This is a genomic window from Hominiventricola sp., assembly GCF_057604405.1.
Window position 1 is genome coordinate 1 of record NZ_DBLYVB010000014.1, and the last position, 20,517, is coordinate 20,517.

Below are 20,517 nucleotides of genomic sequence, written 5' to 3' on the forward strand. Positions count from 1 at the left end.
TCCTATGATTAAGCGTCAGAGATACTACCAATCTCTGGGCCTGGCTGCATAGGAAATGATATCTTTGAGATAAATGTGTCAACCAATATTGACAATATCATACAGCATCTCACGGGTTCCTTGGTTTCGGGCAAAGTCCTCATTGAACCATATATTCTTGATAACCTGTTTGACCTCCGGCTTGATACTTGGAAAGCATCCGGTTTCTTTTGGCTTCCGGCACAGGCAGAGAACCTTGAAGAACTCACGCCCTGCTCCGTCTTCCTTCTCAAGCTTGTCCGCCCATGCGGATGCTTCAAGGTATGCCTTGGTGTATCGGTAGAGTGTTCTCTGACCTTTTCCAAGATACTTCTGTGCAAACTCTTCAGCGTACTTTGTCCGGTCTCCTTCGTCATACTGAAGGAACTTTCTGACCACGTTCCCAAGCTCCACAGCCTTGTAGTATCTCTCCTTGTAGTTTTCAATGTACCAATCAACATCTGTATTCACATACCATGGAACTTCCGGCTTCTGCTCATCCTCTTTCTTGTCCGGAAATTCTTCCGTGAAAGATTTCAGCTTCTCCCGTTCCTTCCATGCGTTCCTTGCCTGCTTTGAAAGTGAGGAGACCGCCACAAGTACCACATCTTTTCCGCCATTCTCTGACTTCTCGGTCTTGGTCACAAAGGACTCTTGCTTCCTTAATACCCTCTTGACCATTGTGTTGTACTTAACTCTTTCCAGTTCAGCAGCTTCTCCCAATGTGACATATACTTCAGCCAATCAGCTCACCTCCTTCATGCTGCTACCTCAATATCCAGTATCCTTGATATTGCCTCAATGTATTTCTTTCCACTACGCTCACCGACTAAAATCTTATGGATGTACTGCTTATTGCATCCAAGCAAAGCAGCAAGCTCCACCTGTGTCATATTCTTGTCTATGAGCCTTTTCCTGACCTTCCGCCCAAAGGGTGTCAGTCTCGTCTGCTTTGTTGCCATCTGCTCACCTCACATCACAGCTTGTATACCCTCATACCGCAACCATTCAGGTCACAGGTGTATCCTTTTTCTATAAGGGTCTCAATGACTTTTGGAGCCGCCTCATACAGGATGATACCCTGACGGACTGTGCCGCCTACTGTGTATCCTATGGACATCCTGATGGGGCTTGTCTGTTCCTGAAGCTTCAGGAGTATTGACATCAACTCCACATCACTATCCTTGTATTTCTCCATTACAGCCTACCTTTCCAACCAATTACAGGCTCTTTGATATAGTCCTTGTCTTTGGTTTTCCTCCAACCTTCTTCAGAGATACCCGGCTCACTACTTCCAATGAGTCCGGAAGGTTCTTGACCACAAGCCAATTCTCCGGCACCAATCCATGAGCCTTCATTATCTTCTTCTGTTCCCTTGTGGGAGCCTTTCCGTTCTTCATCAGTAGCTCACCTCCGTCCCCTCTATAATTTTGTCAATTATATTGAGAGCGTTTTCCTTTCCCTCAATCTCTGCCTCAAGCTCCATCCGGTTCTCCCGGAGCTGCTCAAGCTCTGCATCCAACTTCTCTCTGTGCTCAACCAATGCTTCCATTTCATCACTTGACAGGTTCAGCAAATGCCTCATCTCCTCTCTATATATTTGAACATCAGGGCTTCAAGCTAAAACTCCGATACTGACAAGCATCCGCTTTGTCATCCTTCTATCACGGTCATAGAACTTCTGCCCCTTAATCTCCTGATTGACATAGAATGTACCGCACAGGTACCGCTTTATCATCCAAACCTTGTCCGGGTTATACTTGTCTTGTATCCTTGTTACCTTCATAAAACCTTCCTTTCCCTGATGCCACTGTCTCATTCTTCAACTCTTAAAGTAGGACAGGACAGCTCTTCTATCTCTTCCTGTATCCGTTGCACTTCTCTCTGTGCGTTCCGGAGGAGCTCATCAAGCTCATGGGCTTTCTTTGCTCTTGGAAGCATGTCATGGAAGATTGTCATACCAAAGCTCTTATACAGTTCAGCAACTTCATCTTTGCCGGATGTGTTCCGGATAGATGGATGCCACATGTAGACTTCTTCAATCACTTTGTACTGCTCATCCGTGACAGTTCTTTCAATTCTTTCCTCAAATTCCTGCTTCTGCATCCTGCACCTCCTTCATTCCTTCATAGTTCCATTTTCTGATACCCTGAACCGGGTGACTTTCTTTGTGCCGGAGAACTCCGACTATTGAGATTTACTAAGTTTTTTGATATGATTTATCTTGGATTAGTGGGTTACAAGTAACCCTTGCAAGGTTTATTATATCTTCCTATTTGCAGAATGTCAACACTTTTTCTGCTTTCAGGAAGAATATATATTCCAATTTGCAGAAAGAGAGGTCATCATGGAATTAGATATGATGGGAATTGGTGAACGTATTAAAACAAGAAGAAAAGAATTGAAACTCTCTCAAACAGACATATATGAGAGATGTGACATCACTTCAGGAGCATTGAGCAAAATCGAAAACGGAAAAACTACGCCTTCCGTTATTGCATTTTATAAGCTTTCACAAGTGTTAGAGTGTGATATGAATTGGTTGGCAACCGGAATATCTTCCAATATGCAGAAGTCCAATATCTGCAAATTGGAAGAGGAGCTGTTGAATGGTTTCCGGGAGCTTCCTGAAGATGACAAAGAGGAACTCATGGGCTTATTGCAACTAAAGCTCCGGAAGGTGAAAAAAGAAAGAGATGTGACTGCAAAATCATCCGGATTGATGGGTACAGAAAATGGTGACATGGTTGGCTGATTTTTTTATGCTTTTTTGGGTTACTTGTAACCCTTTTATTGTCACTTTGCTTTTTAGGGAAGCAATTCCCGAAAAAGTTCATTTTTCCTTGAAAATAAGCCAAAGTGACAACTTTATTTGCAAGGTTCCAATTTGTCACTTTGATTGCATCCAGTCCCGGCTCTCCTGTTCCGTGTACTGATTGCATTGAGTAACGCCTTTTTTTCAAAGCGTTACTTTCAAAAAACCCTTATTTTATGGGACTTTACGAAACAAACACGCACATTGACAACACTTAATCAGTAACGCAATAACGCCACGTTATAACGCTTGACCTATTTTCAGAAGAGGATGCCTGATGTATAATGTCCTTACAACCTAACTTTGAGGTGTTGTGGATAGAACAAGTGCTCAAAAACCAAGTAAAACCAATGCTTCCAAGCACTCTATCCACTTCCCTCCCTTCCAAGGGCACAAAAAAAGCATCCGAAACAGCTTATTCTCAAATTCGCTGTCAAAGATGCTTCATTTTTTCTCTATGAAATTCGCCACAAACCTTGATTTCACGGGGTTTCCCGTCATTTCCCACCTCTTCACGGATGGTCTCACGTTAGAATGTCCTTTTTGTCAGATATTCTGTTAAGTTACAGTTGTGAATTTAGCTATTTTGCTTATTTGACTACAAAGTTTACCACACGGTTCGGTACATAAATCTCTTTTACAAAGGTCTTGCCCTCTACCAGAGATGCGATTCTGGAATCTGCTTTTGCAGCTGCAAATACTTCTTCCTTGTCAGCACCGGTCGGAATGACTACGGTACCACGAAGTTTACCGTTGATCTGTACACCGATCTCGGTCTGTGCGTCAACTGTCTTAGCCTCCTCATAGGTCGGCCAGGATGCCAGAGAAAGGAAGCCTTCTCCGCCGGTTGCCTCCCACATTTCCTCACACAGATGGGGAGCAAAGGGGCAAAGCAGTTTGATGAAGGTCTGAAGCTGCTCTTTACTGATCTTTCCGACATTGTATACGTCGTTAGTCAGAGTCATCAATGCTGCAATGGCAGTATTGAACTTCATATCCTCGATATCAGAAGATACCTTTTTAATGGTCTTGTGAAGCGGAGTCTCCAGTTTTTCTGTCTCTTTGTCCTCAGACAGCATATCCGTAAATCCGGCTACACGCTCCAGGAAACGTTTACAGCCCTTTACAGAGTTCTCGTTCCACGGAGTAGCTGCACCGTAATCACCCATGAACAGAACATAGGTACGCAGAGTATCTGCACCGTAATCCGCTACAATATCCAACGGGTCTACAACGTTACCCTTGGATTTACTCATCTTATCTCCGTCCGGTCCAAGGATCAGTCCCTGAATAGAACGTTTTGCGTAAGGCTCCGGAGTATTGACTACACCGATGTCATACAGGAAATGATGCCAGAAACGGGAATAAATCACGTGTCTGGTAACATGCTCCATACCGCCGTTGTACCAGTCAACCGGCATCCAGTATTTCAGTTTTTCCGGATCTGCCAGACACTTGTCATTGTGGGGATCAATGTAACGCAGGAAATACCAGGAAGATCCTGCCCACTGCGGCATGGTATCGGTCTCTCTTCTTGCATCGCGTCCACATTTCGGGCATTTGCATTTTACGAAGGAATCAATCTTAGCCAGCGGGGATTCTCCTTCCACACCCGGCTCAAAATTCTCTACCTTCGGCAGACGAAGAGGCAGCTCTTCATAAGGAACCGGAACAACACCACAGTTATCACAGTGGACGATCGGAATCGGCTCACCCCAATATCTCTGACGGTTGAATGCCCAGTCTTTCATTTTGAACTGTACGCCGGCACGACCAATCCCCTGCTTCGTCAGTTCTTCCAGCATCTTCTTGATGGAATCTTTCTTATTCGTATACCCATTCAGGAACTCGGAGTTCACCATCTCACCGTCTCCGGTATAGGCTTCCTTGGTGATGTCTCCGCCTTTGATAACCTCAATAATATCGATATTAAATGCTTTTGCGAAATCGTAGTCACGCTGGTCATGTGCCGGTACTGCCATGATGGCTCCGGTACCATAACCCATCATTACATAGTCTGCAATGAAGATCGGAATTTTCTTACCATTAACCGGATTAACAGCCTCCAGGCCCTCAATCTTCACACCGGTCTTATCTTTTACCAGCTGAGTACGTTCAAATTCTGTCTTCTTCGCGCACTCACTGCGATATGCTTTAATTGCATCCATATTGGAAATGCGGTCTGCATATTTATCAATCAGCGGATGCTCCGGAGCCATAACCATGAAGGTAACACCGAACAGGGTATCCGGTCTGGTGGTATAGATCTCCAACTGCTCATCTACACCGTCTACTTTAAAGTCTACAAATGCACCGGTAGATTTACCAATCCAGTTTACCTGCTGCTGTTTTACGTTTGCCGGATAATCTACATGATCCAGACCCTCCAACAGTTTGTCTGCATACTCGGTAATTCTTAAGTACCATACGTCTTTGGATTTCTGGATAACCTCGCTGTGGCAGATATCGCAGTGTCCACCCTGGCTATCTTCATTGGAAAGAACAACTTTACAGGACGGGCAGTAGTTTACAAGCGCTTTGCTTCTGAATACCAGGCCATGCTCATACATTTTCAGGAAAATCCACTGGGTCCATTTGTAATAATCCTCGTCTGTGGTATCGATGACACGATCCCAGTCAAAGGAAAATCCAACTTTTTTCAGCTGGTTGGTGAATTTTGCAATGTTCTCATCCGTGATCACACGCGGATGTTTGCCGGTCTTGATGGCATAGTTCTCGGTCGGGAGTCCGAATGCGTCGAATCCGATGGGGAACAGGACATTATAGCCTTCCATTCTTCTCTTTCTGGAAATTACCTCAAGGCTGGAATATGCCTTAATGTGTCCGACGTGCATACCTGCACCGCTGGGATATGGGAATTCTACCAGACCATAGAACTTCGGCTTGGAACTTCCGTCCACTGCATTGAAGATCTTGGCCTCATCCCATTTCTGCTGCCATTTGGCTTCTATCTTTCGGAAATTATGTTTCATTTCATATGTCCTCCTTCTCGATTTCCGACGCTGCTATCAAATAACGATCCGGAATTTCCGGTAATTCAGCTTATTCTTTAACTATATCAGTGTAATATACTACCTTTTGTTTGTCAATTTTGATTTTAGAAAAACCTTTCTATTTTCCAGGAACCGTGCTATACTTATAGACATTAACGTGCTAAAGGAGAACAATCATGAAAACTGGTTTTATCGGACTGGGACTCATCGGCGGCTCTATCGCCAGGGCCGTCCGTCATTTTTATCCGGATGCGGAGATCATCGCCTATTCCCGTACCCGGGCGTCTGTGGAACAGGCCGTCGCTGACGGTGTGGTAGACCGGATTCCGGATGGAGTCGGGGAGGATTTCGCAGACTGCGATTATATATTCCTGTGCGCCCCGGTTTCCAGCAATGCAAAATATCTGGAACAGTTGAAGCCCCTCATCCACTCTTCCTGCATCATCACAGACGTAGGAAGTACCAAGACAGACATCCACGAAAAAGTTACGGAACTTGGTATGGAAGAAAACTTTATCGGTGGACATCCCATGGCCGGCTCCGAGAAGACAGGCTATGCCAATTCCAAACGGATTCTCATTGAAAATGCCTATTATATGATCACTCCTACCGGGAAAAACCCTGACGGTGCCGTAGACCGCTACCGCGACTTTGTTGCAAGCTTAAAAGCACTTCCGCTGGTTGTTGATTATCGTACCCACGATTATGTGACAGCAGGTATCAGCCATCTGCCCCATATTATTGCTTCATCCTTAGTCAATCTGGTGAAAGATTCCGACACGGAAAATGGACTCATGAAGCTGGTGGCAGCAGGCGGATTTAAAGACATTACACGTATTGCTTCCTCCTCTCCGGAGATGTGGGAACAGATCTGCATGACCAACCGGAAGAATATTTCTTCTATTCTCGGAGATTACATTGCTTCTCTGACACGCATCCAAAAAGAACTGGACAACGCAGAACAGGGTTCTATCTATCATCTGTTTGAGACTTCTCGGGATTACCGTAACAGTCTTCCGGTGAAAGGAAGCGGTGCCCTGCAGCCTATCTACGAACTTTACTGCGATATGGTAGACGAAGCCGGTGGAATTGCCACCCTTGCTACCATTCTGGCAAGCAACCAGATCAGTTTGAAAAATATCGGTATTGTCCACAGCCGGGAGTTTATCGAAGCTGTACTGCGGATTGAATTTTACGATGAACAGTCCATGGTACAGGCTGCAGATATTTTAAGAAAACATCGCTATGTGATTTACGAAAGGTAACGAACTATGAAATTTACGAAAGCTTCCGCTCCTTTAAAAGGAACGGTTACCATTCCGGGTGACAAAAGCATCTCCCACCGCTCTGTTATGTTCGGCGCGCTGGCAGACGGAACCACAAAAGTCACCAACTTTTTAAGAGGTGCAGACTGCCTCTCTACCATTGCCTGTTTCCGGAAGCTGGGCATTGAGATTGAGGAAACACCGGATGAAATCCTCATTCACGGAAAAGGCATCCACGGACTGACTGCTCCGGATTCCATGCTTGATGTAGGAAACAGCGGTACTACCACCCGCCTGATCTCCGGCATTCTCGCAGGTCAGCCTTTTACTACAGAATTAAACGGTGATGAATCCATCCAGAGCCGTCCTATGAAAAGGATCATCGATCCTCTAAGCCAGATGGGAGCAGATATTGAAAGTATTCGAGGAAATGGCTGTGCACCGCTTCGCATTCGCCAAAGCCAGCTTCACGGCATTCACTATCAGTCCAAAGTTGCTTCTGCTCAGGTCAAATCCTGTATCCTGCTGGCAGGCCTCTATGCAGATGGCACGACCAGTGTGACAGAACCCTATCTTTCCCGCAATCACACAGAGATCATGCTGAAGCATTTCGGAGCACAGATCACCAGTGAAGATACTACGGCCATGATTGTTCCCGGATCGGAACTCCATGGTCAGGAGATCGAGGTGCCGGGTGATATTTCCTCTGCCGCTTACTTCATTGCTGCCGGACTGATTGTTCCAGGTTCGGAGATTCTTATTAAAAATGTGGGAATCAACCCGACCAGAGACGGACTTCTCCGGGTATGTAAAGATATGGGAGCCGATATCACACTTCTCAATAAAAATCTTGGAAATGGAGAACCCACAGCAGATCTTCTGGTCCGTGCTGGTTCCCTTCACGGAACAACCGTAGGCGGTGCCGTAATTCCAACTCTTATTGATGAACTTCCTGTAGTCGCTGCTCTTGCCTGCTTTGCAGAAGGAACTACTGTCATCAAGGATGCTCAGGAACTGAAAGTCAAAGAGTCTAACCGGATTGACGTAATGGTACAAAACCTTACCGCCATGGGCGCCCATGTTACTGCTACCGACGATGGCATGATCATCGAAGGCGGACATCCACTCCATGGTGCCGTCATCGACAGTAAGCTGGATCACCGCATTGCCATGACCTTTGCCATCACCGCCCTTGCTTCCGATGGCGAAACCAAGATCACCGGCGCTGACTGCGTAAAAATCAGCTACCCTGGATTTTATGAAGATCTTGCCATGTTGGCAAAATAAATTTCATCTACAGGATATAAAAAGGAGCTGTCCCGTTTTCCGGCAGCTCCTTTTCCCACATTTTCCTTTACACAGCCAGTGTCTGAAGATAATCCTCCAGAGCCTCGTTATGGCCAAACATTTTCACATGCAGGATTTTGTTCAAATCCAGACTTAAAATTCCCAACAAAGACTTTGCATCAATTTCCAGACGATCATAGGCAATATCTACATTAAAATCGCAGTCCTGCGTCTTTTTTACAAATGTGCTTACACTTTCCGGTGGAAGCTTAATCTGAATCTCCGTCATGGAAAATACACCCCTTTCCGTGATCAATTTTTATATATTCCAATTTTTATCTATTATGGTACATTTTCTCAATAAAGTCAAATATTCTGAATGATTCTTGACTTGTTCTTAACATCATTGTTGTCCGTTTTTCTCATTTTATGCAATTACCTGTAGAAATTTGTCATAAAAGAGTGTACAATAGACCGAAGTATGATTGCGAACGAACACAGGAGGAAACTATTGTATGAGCGTTATGATTATCGGAATTGCCGGAGGTACCGGTTCCGGAAAATCAACCTTTACCAACCGTCTGCGGGATGCCTTTCCGAATGACGTGGCAGTTGTCTATCACGACAATTATTATCGAAGACAGGATGATGTACCTTTTGAAGAGCGGAAAAAAGTAAATTATGACCATCCGGCTTCATTGGAGACCGATCTGATGATCAAACATCTGAAAATGTTAAAAAAAGGTCAGGCTGTGGACTGTCCCGTCTACGATTACAGCGCACACAATCGTTCTCAGGAAACCATTCATATTGAGCCGAAAAAGATCATCCTTGCAGAGGGAATTCTCCTTCTGGCGGATCCACTGCTCCGCAGCATGATGGATATTAAAATTTACGTGGAGGCAGACGCTGATGAGCGTATTCTCCGCCGGATTGTGCGGGATGTGAAAGAACGCGGCCGTGATCTTGACAATATCGTGGATCAGTATCTGACCACCGTAAAACCCATGCATTATCTGTATGTAGAACCAACCCGTGCTCTGGCCGATGTGGTCATCAACAGTGGTATGAATAATGTGGCCTTCGATATTGTCAAATCCAAAATTCAGCTGATGCTGGATGAAAATTAGAAAGGCAGAATTTTACCCCGGAGCTGTTACTTTGCTCCGGGGTATTTTGTTACTCTTTTACTTTATAAACATCGCATCTCCAAATGAGAAGAACCGATATTTCATCTCTACTGCCTCTTTATAAGCAGCCATGATCTTATCTCTTCCTGCCAGTGCGGATACCAGCATCATCAGTGTGGATTCCGGCAGATGGAAATTGGTAATCAGACAGTCGATCAGTTTAAATTGATATCCCGGATAGATGAAGATCTCCGTCCAGCCGCTTCCGGCTTTTAAGATTCCATCCTCTCCTGTAGCGGATTCCAGGGTACGGCAGCTGGTAGTGCCCACTGCGATAATCCGCCCACCCTTTGTCTTTGTCTCATTGATCAGTTTCGCCTGATCCTCTTCCACCATATAGAACTCGGAGTGCATATGATGCTCTTTGATATTTTCCACCTTTACCGGGCGGAAGGTACCAAGGCCTACATGCAGGGTTACGTGGGCGATATTGACACCCTTGTCCTTAATAGCCTGTAAAAGCTCCGGTGTAAAATGAAGGCCGGCCGTCGGCGCCGCTGCAGAACCATCGTGTTTCGCATAAACCGTCTGATAGCGATTCTTATCCTTCAGCTGATGGGTAATATAGGGTGGAAGCGGCATCTGTCCCAGCTGATCCAGGATTTCTTCAAAGATACCATCATAGGTGAATTTGATCATCCGGTTTCCATCCTCTACAACATCTACTACTTCTCCTACAAGAAGCCCGTCACCGAAGCTGATCTTCGTACCCGGTTTTGCTTTCTTGCCTGGTTTCACCAGTGTTTCCCACACATCATCTGCATTTCGTTTCAGAAGAAGCACTTCGATCTTCGCATCAGTTCCGACCTTGTTTCCGATGAGCCTTGCCGGAATAACCTTTGTGTTATTCACCACCAGGCAGTCTCCCGGATTCAGATAATTAATAATCTCCCGGAAAATATGGTGTTCGGTATTTCCGGTCTCTCTGTCCAGTACCAGCAGTCTGGAACTGGAACGGTCTTCCAGTGGATCCTGTGCAATCAGTTCCTGGGGAAGATCATAATAAAAATCATGTAAACTCATATTCTGTTCGTCCAAAATATAATAACCTCCTATAGTTCAATTCCAAACAGTTCCTGTATCTGCTGCCGCATCATCTCCGGACGTTTCTCCACGAAGTCATAGATTACTTCTTTGTTCCGTTCTACATCATCCATGTTCATCGTATACGACTCATCAATACTGTGTTTGTAAGCAAAACTTTCTGCCAGTTCGCTATCGCGTTCCCCACAAAGTTTTTCGACAGCCACGCGGACTCTGTCTTCCGTAAAATATTCCTTAATGCAAAGTTCTATATACTTCGCAAATTTTTCCTGCATATCCGGCCTCTTCATGACAGCTCCAAACAGCGGATTCTGCTCCATCACGGTCTCTATATCCAGCCAGTCTTCCGGTTCTTCATTATAAATATTGAAGCCTGCTTCCATATCATAATAAAGATACCGCCATCTTCCATCCTGTCGTCCGGTTCCATAGACATTGTTCTGGCTGTAATATCGATACAGCTTAATATTGTTCAACGGCCAGTCCCAGTTGGCGATATAGGTCTCAATCGCAAAATACTGAATCATATTATCAATATCAACCAGCTGTTCCAGTTCCGCAAAGGTCTCATCATCGGTCAGGTCTTTTTCTGCGTACTCTGCCATTTTATGATAATCCTTTGAGGCCTGCTCCTCCTCCGGAGTCCGGTCTGTTGTCTCCACTACCGGCTCTGCTTCTTCCGTTCCGACGGTCTCCTCTTCGTCCTCATCCCCGCTGTCGGTCTTGCCTTTCGCAATACTGAGCGTCAGCTTGTTCGCCCGAAGCGCCAGTTTCTGATAGTAGTCGCCCTCCTGCATAAGTCCGTAATTTTCTTCCATATAAGTATCATCATAGACTTCCTGCAGCCATTCAAAATTATAGTAACCACCGTTCAGCCATACAGACGCCGGTGCAACAGACTTACTGTCAATGCCTTCGATCTGACTGCACAGAGTCTGAAACAGCTCTTCCCGGAACAGGGTCACACTCTTATCAAAGCCATGAGCCCTTACGACCAGACGTTGATAGGCATCCTGTACCTTCTGATCCGCTCCATGGGTATTATCTTCAAAAAATGGATAGGCAAATGTATCATTTCCGTAGGCTTTCCTTGCATAGAGCTTAAAGGATTTGTAATAATACTGTCTGCTGGCATGCCCGAAGATCCGCATTCCTGCATCCTGGGCAATGAGGCGCTCTCCATCCGGAGACAGAATCTCCACAAATGCATCCCGTTCCCAGTCTCTTCCCTGCTGGGTAAAGTTTGCAGGCTGTGTCAGTTTTCCGGAAATATATTCCGGGCTGTTTACATACTCATCCCGAATCTTTCCCTCCACCATGATACCATATTCATAATCATACAGATTGTAAGGATCACTGGTCAGACAGACAATATAGGTACTGAACCGTTCTTTCAATGTCTCCATGCTGTCCGCATAAAAGTAAGTTCTTGTAAAGAGATCGCCCCATTCTCCGGTACTCTCATCATAAGAACGGGCACGGAGCACGCAGCTTTGCACCTCATCTGTAGCCGTAAAAGCAATGGGATCTTCATAAAATCCGCTTTCAAATCCAGGAATACTGCCGTCCAGCGTGTAGTAAATCGGATAACCGCCCGCATCAGACAGTTCCAACACCAGATCTCCGGCACAGAAGGAGTCTTCCTGGGAAACGATAATATCATCTGCCTCTTCCATCTTCTGCGCTTCCCCGGGACTTTTGAATGCCACAAACAACAAAACCAGGGCGGCAGCTATTAAAAGCCCCGCCCTGATGGATTTTTTTTCAGACATCATTACTGACGCAGCTCTGCGCCCAGAGCCTTAAGACCATCCAGGATTTTCTTCATTGCGGAAGTAATCTCAGTGTCCGTCAGAGTATGATCCTTTGCACGGAAGGAAAGGGAATAAGCGACAGACTTAAATCCTTCCTTGATCTGGGAACCTTCGTAAATGTCGAACAGTTCGTAGTTCTCCAGAATCTTTCCGCCTCTGGTCACGATGATCTCCTCAACCTGTCCTACCAGGATCTCTTTCGGAAGTACCATGGAAATGTCTCTGGTTACTGCCGGGAATTTTGCAATGCCTTCATATTTTCTGTCGAAGGTTGCCTTTTCAACGATAGACGGCATGTCCAGAACAGCTACATAAGCACGGTCACCAATACCATAATTTGCAGCAACGGTCGGATGAACCTCACCCATGTAACCAATCACGGTTCCATCATAAACGATATTTGCCTGACGTCCCGGATGCAGGAAGGATTTTCCGGCATTCGGATCGTAAACTTCTTTCTCATGCATACCGATCTTGTCGAGGAACTCTTCTACGACACCCTTCATGCTGAAGAAGTCGCCATCGCCATACATACCAAGAGTGAACTGCATTCTCTCATCCGGCAATTCCGTCAGCGGAAGACTCTTCGGCAGATAAATATTTCCCATTTCATAGAGACGTACATTTTTATTTCTTCTATTGTAGTTGGTGGCCAGAGAAGTCAGCATTCCATTCAGGGAGATAGTTCTCATAATGGAGAAGTCCTCCCCCAGCGGATTGGAGATCAGGATAGCCTGACGCTCTTTTGCATCCTCCGGAAGCATCAGTTTGTCAAATACTTTCGGACTCTCGAAGCTGTAAGTCATACCCTGGGAGAATCCGCAGAACTCTGCGATATCTCTTGCAACAGCTTCAATTCTCAGATAGAACGGAAGCTTTCCTGTGGTTGCCTCTCCTCTCGGCAGAGTCGTCGGAATATTATCATATCCAAAGAAACGTGCTACTTCCTCAGCCAGATCTGCAGTACGGAACAGATCCTGACGGAAAGTCGGAGCTACGATCTCATTGGTCTTCTCATCATAAGCAAGCTCAATCGGTTTGAAGTACTCGAGCATCTGCTCTTTGCTGATATCGGTTCCCAGCAGAGCATTGATGCGGTCCGGCTCAAAGGGAATACGAACTTCCTCTTTCTTCACCGGATATACATCTACGGTTCCATCTACTACATCACCGGCATCCAGTTCTTCAATGAGCTGGCATGCACGGTCGATGGCTGCCTGTGCATTGTTGGGATCCAGACCCTTCTCAAACTTTCCGGAAGCTTCCGTACGAAGACCTACACGTTTGCTGGAAAGACGAATGTTGGTACCGTCGAAGCAGGCTGCCTCGAAAAGCATGGTCTTTACATCATCGGTAATCATGGAGTTCTCTCCACCCATGATACCTGCCATACCAACGGCTTTTTCACCATCGCAGATGACCAGAACGTTCTCATCCAGTGTTCTCTCCTGACCATCCAGAGTAACAAATTTTTCATCATTTGCTGCACGGCGGACTACGATCTTATGGTCTGCAATGGTATCCAGATCATACGCGTGCATAGGCTGACCATACTCTTCCATGACGTAGTTGGTGATGTCCACAATGTTATTGATCGGGCGGATACCAACGGATGCCAGTCTTCTCTGCATCCATTCCGGTGACGGAGCAAGACGGATATTTTTTACCACTCTTGCACAATATCTGGAACACAGATCATGATCCTGTACTTCTACTTTAATATAATCATTCACATCACCGCCGCAGCCTTTTACATGAACTTCCGGAGCCTTGAACTCCTTATGGAAGGTAGCAGCTGTTTCTCTTGCAAGGCCAAGCGTACTGTAGCAGTCCACACGGTTGGAAGTGATCTCGAACTCAAACTCCACATCATGAAGTCCCAGTACTTCAATGGCGTCTGCTCCTACTTCAGCAGTCTCCGGGAAAATGTAGATACCGTACTCCGGTGCTTCCGGATACATATCTCTGGTGGAACCCAGCTCCTCAATAGAGCACATCATACCGTTGGATTCGATTCCGCGAAGTTTACCTTTCTTAATACGGATGCCGCCAGGTGTCATCTTGCCGTCATGACCGCCTGCCACACGTCCACCGTCCAGAACGACCGGAACCTTGTCTCCTTCTTTGACATTCGGAGCACCTGTAACGATCTGGATCGGAGATTCCTCTCCAATATCTACCTGACAGATGATCAGCTTATCTGCATCCGGATGTTTCTCAATCTTCTTGATCTGTCCGATCACGATTTTCTCCAGATCGGCATCCATTTTTGTAAATCCTTCCACCTTGGAGCCTGACAGGGTCATAGCATCGGTGAATTCCTGTGCAGTCACCTCAAGCTCCGGCACATATGCTTTTATCCATGATAAAGATGTATTCATCTTTGTAATCCTCCTTAGAACTGTTTTAAGAATCTGATATCGTTTTCATACAGCAGTCTCATATCATCGATCTCATATTTCAGAAGAGCGATTCTCTCAAGACCTACACCAAATGCAAAACCGGTGTACTCATTCGGGTCGATGCCGCACATTTCAAGTACATGCGGATGTACCATACCACAGCCAAGGATCTCGATCCAACCGGATCCCTTACAGAAACGGCAACCTTTTCCACCACACTTAAAGCAGCTTACATCTACTTCCGCACTGGGCTCTGTGAACGGGAAATGATGCGGACGGAATTTTGTCTTCGTGTTTTCTCCAAACAGCTCTTTTGCAAACTCTTCCAGAGTTCCTTTCAGGTCAGCAAAGGTAATATTCTTGTCGATAACAAGACCTTCGATCTGATGGAAGGACGGAGAATGAGTCGCATCCACTTCATCCGAACGGAATACACGTCCCGGAGAGATCATACGGATCGGCAGCTTGCCTTTTTCCATGATTCTTGCCTGTACCGGAGATGTCTGAGTACGAAGCACAATGTCCTTGTTAATATAGAAAGTATCCTGCTCATCCTTTGCCGGATGATTTGCCGGAATATTCAGTTTCTCGAAATTATAAAGGTCATACTCTACTTCTGGTCCTTCGATCACTTCGTAGCCCATACCAATGAAGATACGCTCTACTTCTTCCAGTGCGATGGTGTTCGGATGACGATGACCTACGTTATTCTTCTTAGCCGGAAGGGTTACGTCGATAACTTCTGATTTCAGTTTTGCATCCAGAAGAAGCTTATCCATATTTTTTTTCGCCTCTTCCATAACCTTCTCAATCTCAGCTCTGGTGTCGTTTACCAGCTGACCAAAGACCGGGCGTTCCTCCGGAGCCACATCCTTCATACTCTTTAACAGTGCTGTCAGCTCACCTTTTTTTCCAAGTACAGAGACTCTCACATCATTGAGAGATTCCGGATTCTTTGACTCTTTGATCCGGGCAATTGCCTCTTCTTTGATCTTCTGCAATCTTTCTTTCATGTTGAAACTCCTTTTCTACTACATAGATTTATCGGACGGTTCTGGAACTTTCCTTGTTTCCTATACGATAAAAAAGCTCCGCCCCTCAAAAGGGACGAAGCTTATAATCCGCGGTACCACCCTGCTTTCCGGCTATGCCGGACACTCATAAAACTGCATAACGTGCAGTAACACGTCATCCCCTACTCTATCTGTTCAGGAATGCTGCTCCGGTGTGAACTTCGACCTTTCTGCCTGAACCTGACCGGGCTTCCAGCCGCTGACCCGATCTCTCTGATGGAAAACAGAATGCTACTTGCACCTTCTTCGCATTTGAAATATCTTTTTCTACTATAGCACAGATTTTCTGAAAGTCAAGAGGGTTTCCTACTCAACCGTCACACTTTTTGCCAGATTTCTTGGCTTATCTACATCCAGTCCCTTTGCCACGCTGACATAATATCCAAGCAGCTGCAGCGGGATCACAGCCAGACTGCCCACAAAATGTTCATCCACTTTTGGTACATACACAGCGAAGTTCACCTGATCTTCCACCTCATAATGTCCATAGGTCGTCAGCCCCATCAGATATGCTCCCCTGCTCTTACACTCCAGCATATTGCTGATGGTCTTCTCATACAACTCATCCTGTGTAAGAACTCCAATGACCAGCATTCCCTGTTCGATCAGACTGATCGTTCCATGCTTCAGTTCTCCTGCCGCATATGCCTCTGAATGAATATAGGAGATTTCTTTCAGTTTGAGACTTTCCTCCAGAGAGATCGCATAATCAATTCCACGTCCTACAAAGAATACATCATGAGCATTGGCATACTTTGCCGCAAACCACTGAATCCGTTCTTTATCCTCCAGAACCTTCTCCATCTTCTCGGGAATCGATAACAATTCAGAAATGTAAAAGCTGTACTGTTCCTCTGTGATTTTCTCCCTCACCCTGGCAAACTGCACTGCCAGACAATACATCGCTGCCAGCTGTGCACTGTAAGCTTTTGTGGTCGCTACAGAGATCTCCGGTCCTGCCAGTGTATACAGCACATGATCTGCCTCCCGGGCAATACTGCTTCCAACTACATTGACAATCGCCAGGGTAGCAAGCTTCTTCTCCTTTGCAAGCCTCAATGCAGCCAGTGTATCGGCGGTCTCTCCAGACTGACTGACCACTATGACCAGTGCCTTCTGGTTCAGTGGCATCTTCCGATAACGGAACTCTGATGCAAGCTCCACACGTACCGGAATATCTGTCAGATCTTCCAGCACATACTGTGCGGCCATTCCCACATGCCATGCAGAACCACAGGCTACTATATAGATCTGCTCATATTTGTTCAGATCCTCATCACTGATCTGCATCTCCTTAAAATCGATCCTGCCGTCTTTTACAACGGAATTGAGTGTATCCCTGACAGCTTTTGGCTGCTCATGGATCTCTTTCATCATAAAATGCTCAAATCCTGCCTTCTCTGCAGCCTCTGCATCCCATTTGATCTCGGTTGTCTGCTTCTCAATCTCATCACCATCCAGATTATAAAAATGCGCTTCTCCTGGTGTCAGTTTCGCAAACTCCAGATTGCCGATATAGTATACATTTCGGGTGTATTTCAGGATTGCAGGCACATCAGATGCCACATAAGTCTCCCCGTCAGCGATACCGATGATCATGGGACTGTCTTTTCTTGCTACCCAGATCTCGCCCGGATAATCACGGAACATAAGTTCCAGTGCATAGGAACCACGTACACGCACCATGGTCTTTGCGATTGCATCGATGGGTCCTAAGTTATATTTCTTGTAGTTTCTCCTGAATCGTATAGCGAAGATCACTGGTCATCTCAACCATAACGATTGCAAATTCATCACCGCCGATCCGGCACACATGGTCAATGCTTCGGAATGCAGTCAGTAACAGTCTGGAGACTTTCTTCAGAATCTACTGCTTCAGACTGTCCAGCGCATGCTCCCGCCGACGGTTCTCATTTGCCTCACAAAAAAATTATTCAGATATTTTTCTTCACCGGTCATCACGTAGAGCCGCACCTGCTCCGTCAGATAGTCAGACGCTTTCTACAGATCTGCAAACAGGTCTTCTTTATAGATGCCATCATCCAGCATCTTCTTAAAGCTTGCCTTTACAGCTTCCACGTCCTCTTTGTAGGTCATACCATACCAGGTATCATTGGAACGCAGTACCTTTACGGACATCTTGTCTGCTGCCAGCAGTTCTCCGATAAAAGTCGGGATCAGATACTCTGCCTTCAGCGGGTTAGCCGGAACTTTTTTCTCAAAGAACTCCTTAAATCCATCTTCCAGTGTCTTCAGGAAATCCGGTGTCAGGCCCCACATATTCATGGATACCAGAGAATCTGTATCAATGACTACACCGTCTGCCTCAGCTCCGCCTGCAGTTTTCACAATATTCTTGGTCTCCACTACCTCCGTCAGGTTGTTCTTCTCGTCCATCTTGCAGATTCCACGGGTAACACCACCATTGTCTGACAGGGTGTTCTTCAGCACAAATCCTGCCATACAGGACTGTCCGCCATTTACCAGATAATCATGAACGGCACGGAATCCTTCTTTTCCATAGTAATCATCTGCGTTGATTACAATAAACGGGGTATCCAGAGCATCTTTGGCTGCCAGCACTGCCTGGCCGGTTCCCCACGGCTTGGTTCTGCCTTCCGGCAAAGTTCCAGGAATATCGTTGATATCCTGGAATGCATAATCCACAGTCACATCATGAGCTTTGCAGATCGCCTCGATTCTGTCACCGATCACTTCCTTGAACTCATGCTCGATATCCTTGCGGATAATAAATACTACTTTGTTAAATCCAGCCTCAATAGCATCATGAATGGAATAATCCATGATAATGTGATGCTGTGCATCTACCGGCTCCAGCTGTTTGATTCCACCGCCGAATCTGGATCCAATTCCGGCTGCCATGATTAATAATGTTGTTTTCTTTTCTTCTACTCTCTTTTCTATTTTAATATTTTCCGCACTCTCACTGATCTTTGCTTCCATCTGCTTTGCTGCTTCCTCATTCTCTGCACTGACAGAAATATAGGTCTTCAGCTTCGGTTCTGTACCGGACGGACGAACAACTACCGAGCAGTTGTCTTCCAGCAGGAATTTCAGCACGTCAGACTTCGGCAGTCCATCCAGCCCCTGTGCATAGTCAAGCAGCTTGACAACTTTCTTGCCGCCAAACTCTGTGATGTCTCCACGGAATGCCTGCATAATGTTCTGCATCTTTGCAAATCCGGCACTGCCATCGAACTCATAGCTGTGCAGGGTATTCATGCAATATCCATAAGTCTTAAAGAGTTCTTCCAGCTTATCCAGCAGACTGATGCCTCTGGTTGCATAGTAGCTGAACATCTCGCAGATCATGTAAGCAGCATCTACACCGTCTTTATCGCGCACATAAGAGCCGGTCAGATAACCGTAGCTCTCCTCAAAACCAAATACATAGCTGTCAGCCTTGCCCTGCTGCTCCAGCTTGCCGATCTGCTCTCCAATGAATTTGAATCCAGTCAGCACGTTAATAGTACGAAGACCATAATGGGTTGCGATCTGCTCTCCCATATCCATGGTCACGATGGTCTTCACCATCACCGGATCTGCCGGCATCTTGCCATGTTTCTGACGCTGGCTGCAAATATAATCCAGTAACAGCATACCAGTCTGGTTACCAGTCAGTAACTGATACTCTCCGGATTTATTTTTTACCGCAATACCGACACGGTCGCAGTCCGGGTCAGTAGCCAGCAGCAGGTCCGCATTGCATTTCTTTGCATATTCCATGCCAAGAGCCATGGCTTCCTTGATCTCCGGGTTCGGATACGGGCAGGTCGGGAAATTGCCATCCGGCTGCTCCTGCTCCTTGACAACGGTGATATTGGTGTATCCCATCTCTTTCAGCGTACGGGTCACCGGCTTCAGACCAGTACCATTCAGCGGGCTGTACACAATAGCTACGTCTTTGTTCACTTCCTCGCCAAACAGAACAGACTGATTCTTCACCTCATTGACAAATGCCGTATATACCTCATCCGGAATATATTTAATCTGTCCGGCAGCAACGCCAGCTTCAAACTCGCTGTTCTTCACATCTGCAAAGATGTCCAGCTTCTCGATCTCAGCCAGGATCTCTGCAGCAGCCTCTGTGGTAATCTGGCAGCCATCTGCTCCATAGACCTTATAACCATTGTATTTACTTGGGTTATGGGACGCCGTCACCATCACACCTGCAGAAGTATGCAGATATCTGGTTGCAAAAGATACAGTCGGCACCGGCAGCAGTGTCGGCCAGATATTGACCTGTACGCCATTTGCAGCAAATACGCCTGCAGCAACTTTTGCAAACACATCACTCTTGATACGGCTGTCATAACCAATGGAAATGGACGGCTTCTCATAGTGTTTCTTCAGATAATCGGCCAGTCCCTGGGATGCTTTTGCTACCGTATAGATATTCATACGGTTGGTTCCTGCTCCGATCACACCACGCAATCCACCGGTACCAAATGCCAGATCACGGTAAAATGCATCTTCAACCTTCGCATCATCCATGGCTTTGAGCTCCGCTGCCACATCCGCATCTGCGGTTGCATTCGCAAGCCAGCGCTCGTATTCTTCTCTCATGTTCATTG

General features: G+C 46.1%; 18 protein-coding genes, 2 pseudogenes and 1 other annotated feature. Of the genes and pseudogenes, 4 read left to right on the forward strand and 16 right to left on the reverse strand.

Features of this window, described 5'->3' with window-relative positions; genetic code table 11:
* Positions 1–78: 78 nt before the first annotated feature.
* The 6 genes from ACZMB2_RS09465 to ACZMB2_RS09490 form a co-directional block, all read right to left on the reverse strand.
* On the reverse strand, positions 79–762 hold the full coding sequence (locus ACZMB2_RS09465; protein WP_487596559.1) for a hypothetical protein: 684 nt from the start codon (positions 760–762) through the stop codon (positions 79–81).
* 14 nt (positions 763–776) lie between these two features.
* Complete coding sequence (locus ACZMB2_RS09470; RefSeq protein ID WP_009295591.1) at positions 777–980, reverse strand: helix-turn-helix domain-containing protein; 204 nt, start codon at positions 978–980, stop codon at positions 777–779.
* Positions 981–994: 14 nt separating this feature from the next.
* Positions 995–1,216, reverse strand: coding sequence for a hypothetical protein (locus ACZMB2_RS09475; protein WP_009295590.1), 222 nt, complete (start codon positions 1,214–1,216; stop codon positions 995–997).
* Positions 1,217–1,238: 22 nt separating this feature from the next.
* The gene (locus tag ACZMB2_RS09480) at positions 1,239–1,418 is read right to left on the reverse strand and encodes a DUF6906 family protein (RefSeq protein WP_009295589.1); all 180 of its coding nucleotides are present in this window, start codon (positions 1,416–1,418) and stop codon (positions 1,239–1,241) included.
* A complete protein-coding gene (locus ACZMB2_RS09485) occupies positions 1,418–1,594 on the reverse strand; it encodes a hypothetical protein (protein WP_009295588.1) in 177 nt (58 codons plus the stop codon). Before ACZMB2_RS09485 ends, ACZMB2_RS09480 begins: the two co-directional genes overlap by 1 nt.
* A 239-nt stretch (positions 1,595–1,833) precedes the next feature.
* Complete coding sequence (locus ACZMB2_RS09490) at positions 1,834–2,124, reverse strand: hypothetical protein (protein WP_009320368.1); 291 nt, start codon at positions 2,122–2,124, stop codon at positions 1,834–1,836.
* A 241-nt stretch (positions 2,125–2,365) separates the two neighbouring features.
* Between ACZMB2_RS09490 and ACZMB2_RS09495 the strand changes: the two genes are divergently transcribed.
* On the forward strand, positions 2,366–2,773 hold the full coding sequence (locus ACZMB2_RS09495) for a helix-turn-helix domain-containing protein (protein ID WP_173895491.1): 408 nt from the start codon (positions 2,366–2,368) through the stop codon (positions 2,771–2,773).
* A 650-nt stretch (positions 2,774–3,423) separates the two neighbouring features.
* Here the strand turns inward: ACZMB2_RS09495 and leuS are convergent.
* Positions 3,424–5,826, reverse strand: a complete 2,403-nt coding sequence (gene leuS / locus ACZMB2_RS09500) for a leucine--tRNA ligase (RefSeq protein WP_487596560.1) — start codon at positions 5,824–5,826, stop codon at positions 3,424–3,426.
* Between the two features lie 197 nt (positions 5,827–6,023).
* Between leuS and ACZMB2_RS09505 the strand changes: the two genes are divergently transcribed.
* Both ACZMB2_RS09505 and aroA read left to right on the forward strand, forming a co-directional pair.
* Positions 6,024–7,112 carry a prephenate dehydrogenase/arogenate dehydrogenase family protein gene (locus ACZMB2_RS09505; RefSeq protein ID WP_487596561.1) on the forward strand — a complete coding sequence of 363 codons (1,089 nt, stop codon included), beginning with the start codon at positions 6,024–6,026 and terminating at the stop codon, positions 7,110–7,112.
* A gap of 6 nt (positions 7,113–7,118) precedes the next feature.
* The gene (gene aroA / locus ACZMB2_RS09510) at positions 7,119–8,399 is read left to right on the forward strand and encodes a 3-phosphoshikimate 1-carboxyvinyltransferase (protein ID WP_487596562.1); all 1,281 of its coding nucleotides are present in this window, start codon (positions 7,119–7,121) and stop codon (positions 8,397–8,399) included.
* A 67-nt stretch (positions 8,400–8,466) separates the two neighbouring features.
* Here aroA and ACZMB2_RS09515 read toward each other — a convergent pair whose 3' ends face one another.
* Positions 8,467–8,688 (reverse strand): HPr family phosphocarrier protein, encoded by a 222-nt coding sequence (locus ACZMB2_RS09515; RefSeq protein WP_487596563.1) that lies wholly within the window; start codon positions 8,686–8,688, stop codon positions 8,467–8,469.
* 226 nt (positions 8,689–8,914) lie between these two features.
* Here ACZMB2_RS09515 and udk point away from each other — a divergent pair, with 226 nt between their 5' ends.
* Complete coding sequence (gene udk / locus ACZMB2_RS09520) at positions 8,915–9,529, forward strand: uridine kinase (protein ID WP_118769894.1); 615 nt, start codon at positions 8,915–8,917, stop codon at positions 9,527–9,529.
* A gap of 57 nt (positions 9,530–9,586) precedes the next feature.
* Here udk and queA read toward each other — a convergent pair whose 3' ends face one another.
* The 8 genes and pseudogenes from queA to ACZMB2_RS09560 all read right to left on the reverse strand — a co-directional run.
* Positions 9,587–10,612: a tRNA preQ1(34) S-adenosylmethionine ribosyltransferase-isomerase QueA gene (gene queA, locus ACZMB2_RS09525; RefSeq protein ID WP_118770102.1), complete on the reverse strand. Its 1,026-nt coding sequence runs from the start codon at positions 10,610–10,612 to the stop codon at positions 9,587–9,589.
* A 29-nt stretch (positions 10,613–10,641) separates the two neighbouring features.
* Positions 10,642–12,342, reverse strand: a complete 1,701-nt coding sequence (locus ACZMB2_RS09530; RefSeq protein ID WP_487596564.1) for a CotH kinase family protein — start codon at positions 12,340–12,342, stop codon at positions 10,642–10,644.
* 65 nt (positions 12,343–12,407) lie between these two features.
* Positions 12,408–14,828 carry a phenylalanine--tRNA ligase subunit beta gene (gene pheT / locus ACZMB2_RS09535; protein WP_487596565.1) on the reverse strand — a complete coding sequence of 807 codons (2,421 nt, stop codon included), beginning with the start codon at positions 14,826–14,828 and terminating at the stop codon, positions 12,408–12,410.
* Between the two features lie 14 nt (positions 14,829–14,842).
* Positions 14,843–15,862 (reverse strand): phenylalanine--tRNA ligase subunit alpha, encoded by a 1,020-nt coding sequence (gene pheS / locus ACZMB2_RS09540; protein WP_117496333.1) that lies wholly within the window; start codon positions 15,860–15,862, stop codon positions 14,843–14,845.
* Positions 15,863–15,949: 87 nt separating this feature from the next.
* Positions 15,950–16,178, reverse strand: a binding site (T-box leader).
* 50 nt (positions 16,179–16,228) lie between these two features.
* Positions 16,229–17,653: pseudogene (glmS, locus tag ACZMB2_RS09545) on the reverse strand (glutamine--fructose-6-phosphate transaminase (isomerizing)); the annotation flags it as partial.
* Entirely contained in the window at positions 17,640–17,735 is a 96-nt protein-coding gene (locus ACZMB2_RS09550; RefSeq protein WP_487596566.1) for a hypothetical protein, read from the reverse strand. The pseudogene glmS and the gene ACZMB2_RS09550, both read right to left, overlap by 14 nt.
* A gap of 188 nt (positions 17,736–17,923) precedes the next feature.
* Positions 17,924–18,805 carry a sugar phosphate nucleotidyltransferase gene (locus ACZMB2_RS09555; RefSeq protein ID WP_487596606.1) on the reverse strand — a complete coding sequence of 294 codons (882 nt, stop codon included), beginning with the start codon at positions 18,803–18,805 and terminating at the stop codon, positions 17,924–17,926.
* A 45-nt stretch (positions 18,806–18,850) separates the two neighbouring features.
* Positions 18,851–20,515, reverse strand: a pseudogene (locus ACZMB2_RS09560) (phospho-sugar mutase); the annotation flags it as partial.
* Between the last annotated feature and the right edge of the window lie 2 nt (positions 20,516–20,517).

What these genes read in the sequence shown, in the direction of transcription:
- ACZMB2_RS09470 (WP_009295591.1), bottom strand. Translation starts at nt 980, where the DNA reads ATGGCAACAAAGCAGACGAGACTGACACCCTTTGGGCGGAAGGTCAGG.
- ACZMB2_RS09475 (WP_009295590.1), bottom strand. Translation starts at nt 1,216, where the DNA reads ATGGAGAAATACAAGGATAGTGATGTGGAGTTGATGTCAATACTCCTG.
- ACZMB2_RS09480 (WP_009295589.1), bottom strand. Translation starts at nt 1,418, where the DNA reads ATGAAGAACGGAAAGGCTCCCACAAGGGAACAGAAGAAGATAATGAAG.
- ACZMB2_RS09490 (WP_009320368.1), bottom strand. Translation starts at nt 2,124, where the DNA reads ATGCAGAAGCAGGAATTTGAGGAAAGAATTGAAAGAACTGTCACGGAT.
- ACZMB2_RS09495 (WP_173895491.1), top strand. Translation starts at nt 2,366, where the DNA reads ATGGAATTAGATATGATGGGAATTGGTGAACGTATTAAAACAAGAAGA.
- leuS (WP_487596560.1), bottom strand. Translation starts at nt 5,826, where the DNA reads ATGAAACATAATTTCCGAAAGATAGAAGCCAAATGGCAGCAGAAATGG.
- ACZMB2_RS09505 (WP_487596561.1), top strand. Translation starts at nt 6,024, where the DNA reads ATGAAAACTGGTTTTATCGGACTGGGACTCATCGGCGGCTCTATCGCC.
- aroA (WP_487596562.1), top strand. Translation starts at nt 7,119, where the DNA reads ATGAAATTTACGAAAGCTTCCGCTCCTTTAAAAGGAACGGTTACCATT.
- ACZMB2_RS09515 (WP_487596563.1), bottom strand. Translation starts at nt 8,688, where the DNA reads ATGACGGAGATTCAGATTAAGCTTCCACCGGAAAGTGTAAGCACATTT.
- udk (WP_118769894.1), top strand. Translation starts at nt 8,915, where the DNA reads ATGAGCGTTATGATTATCGGAATTGCCGGAGGTACCGGTTCCGGAAAA.
- queA (WP_118770102.1), bottom strand. Translation starts at nt 10,612, where the DNA reads ATGAGTTTACATGATTTTTATTATGATCTTCCCCAGGAACTGATTGCA.
- pheT (WP_487596565.1), bottom strand. Translation starts at nt 14,828, where the DNA reads ATGAATACATCTTTATCATGGATAAAAGCATATGTGCCGGAGCTTGAG.
- pheS (WP_117496333.1), bottom strand. Translation starts at nt 15,862, where the DNA reads ATGAAAGAAAGATTGCAGAAGATCAAAGAAGAGGCAATTGCCCGGATC.
- ACZMB2_RS09555 (WP_487596606.1), bottom strand. Translation starts at nt 18,805, where the DNA reads ATGGCAGCCGGAATTGGATCCAGATTCGGCGGTGGAATCAAACAGCTG.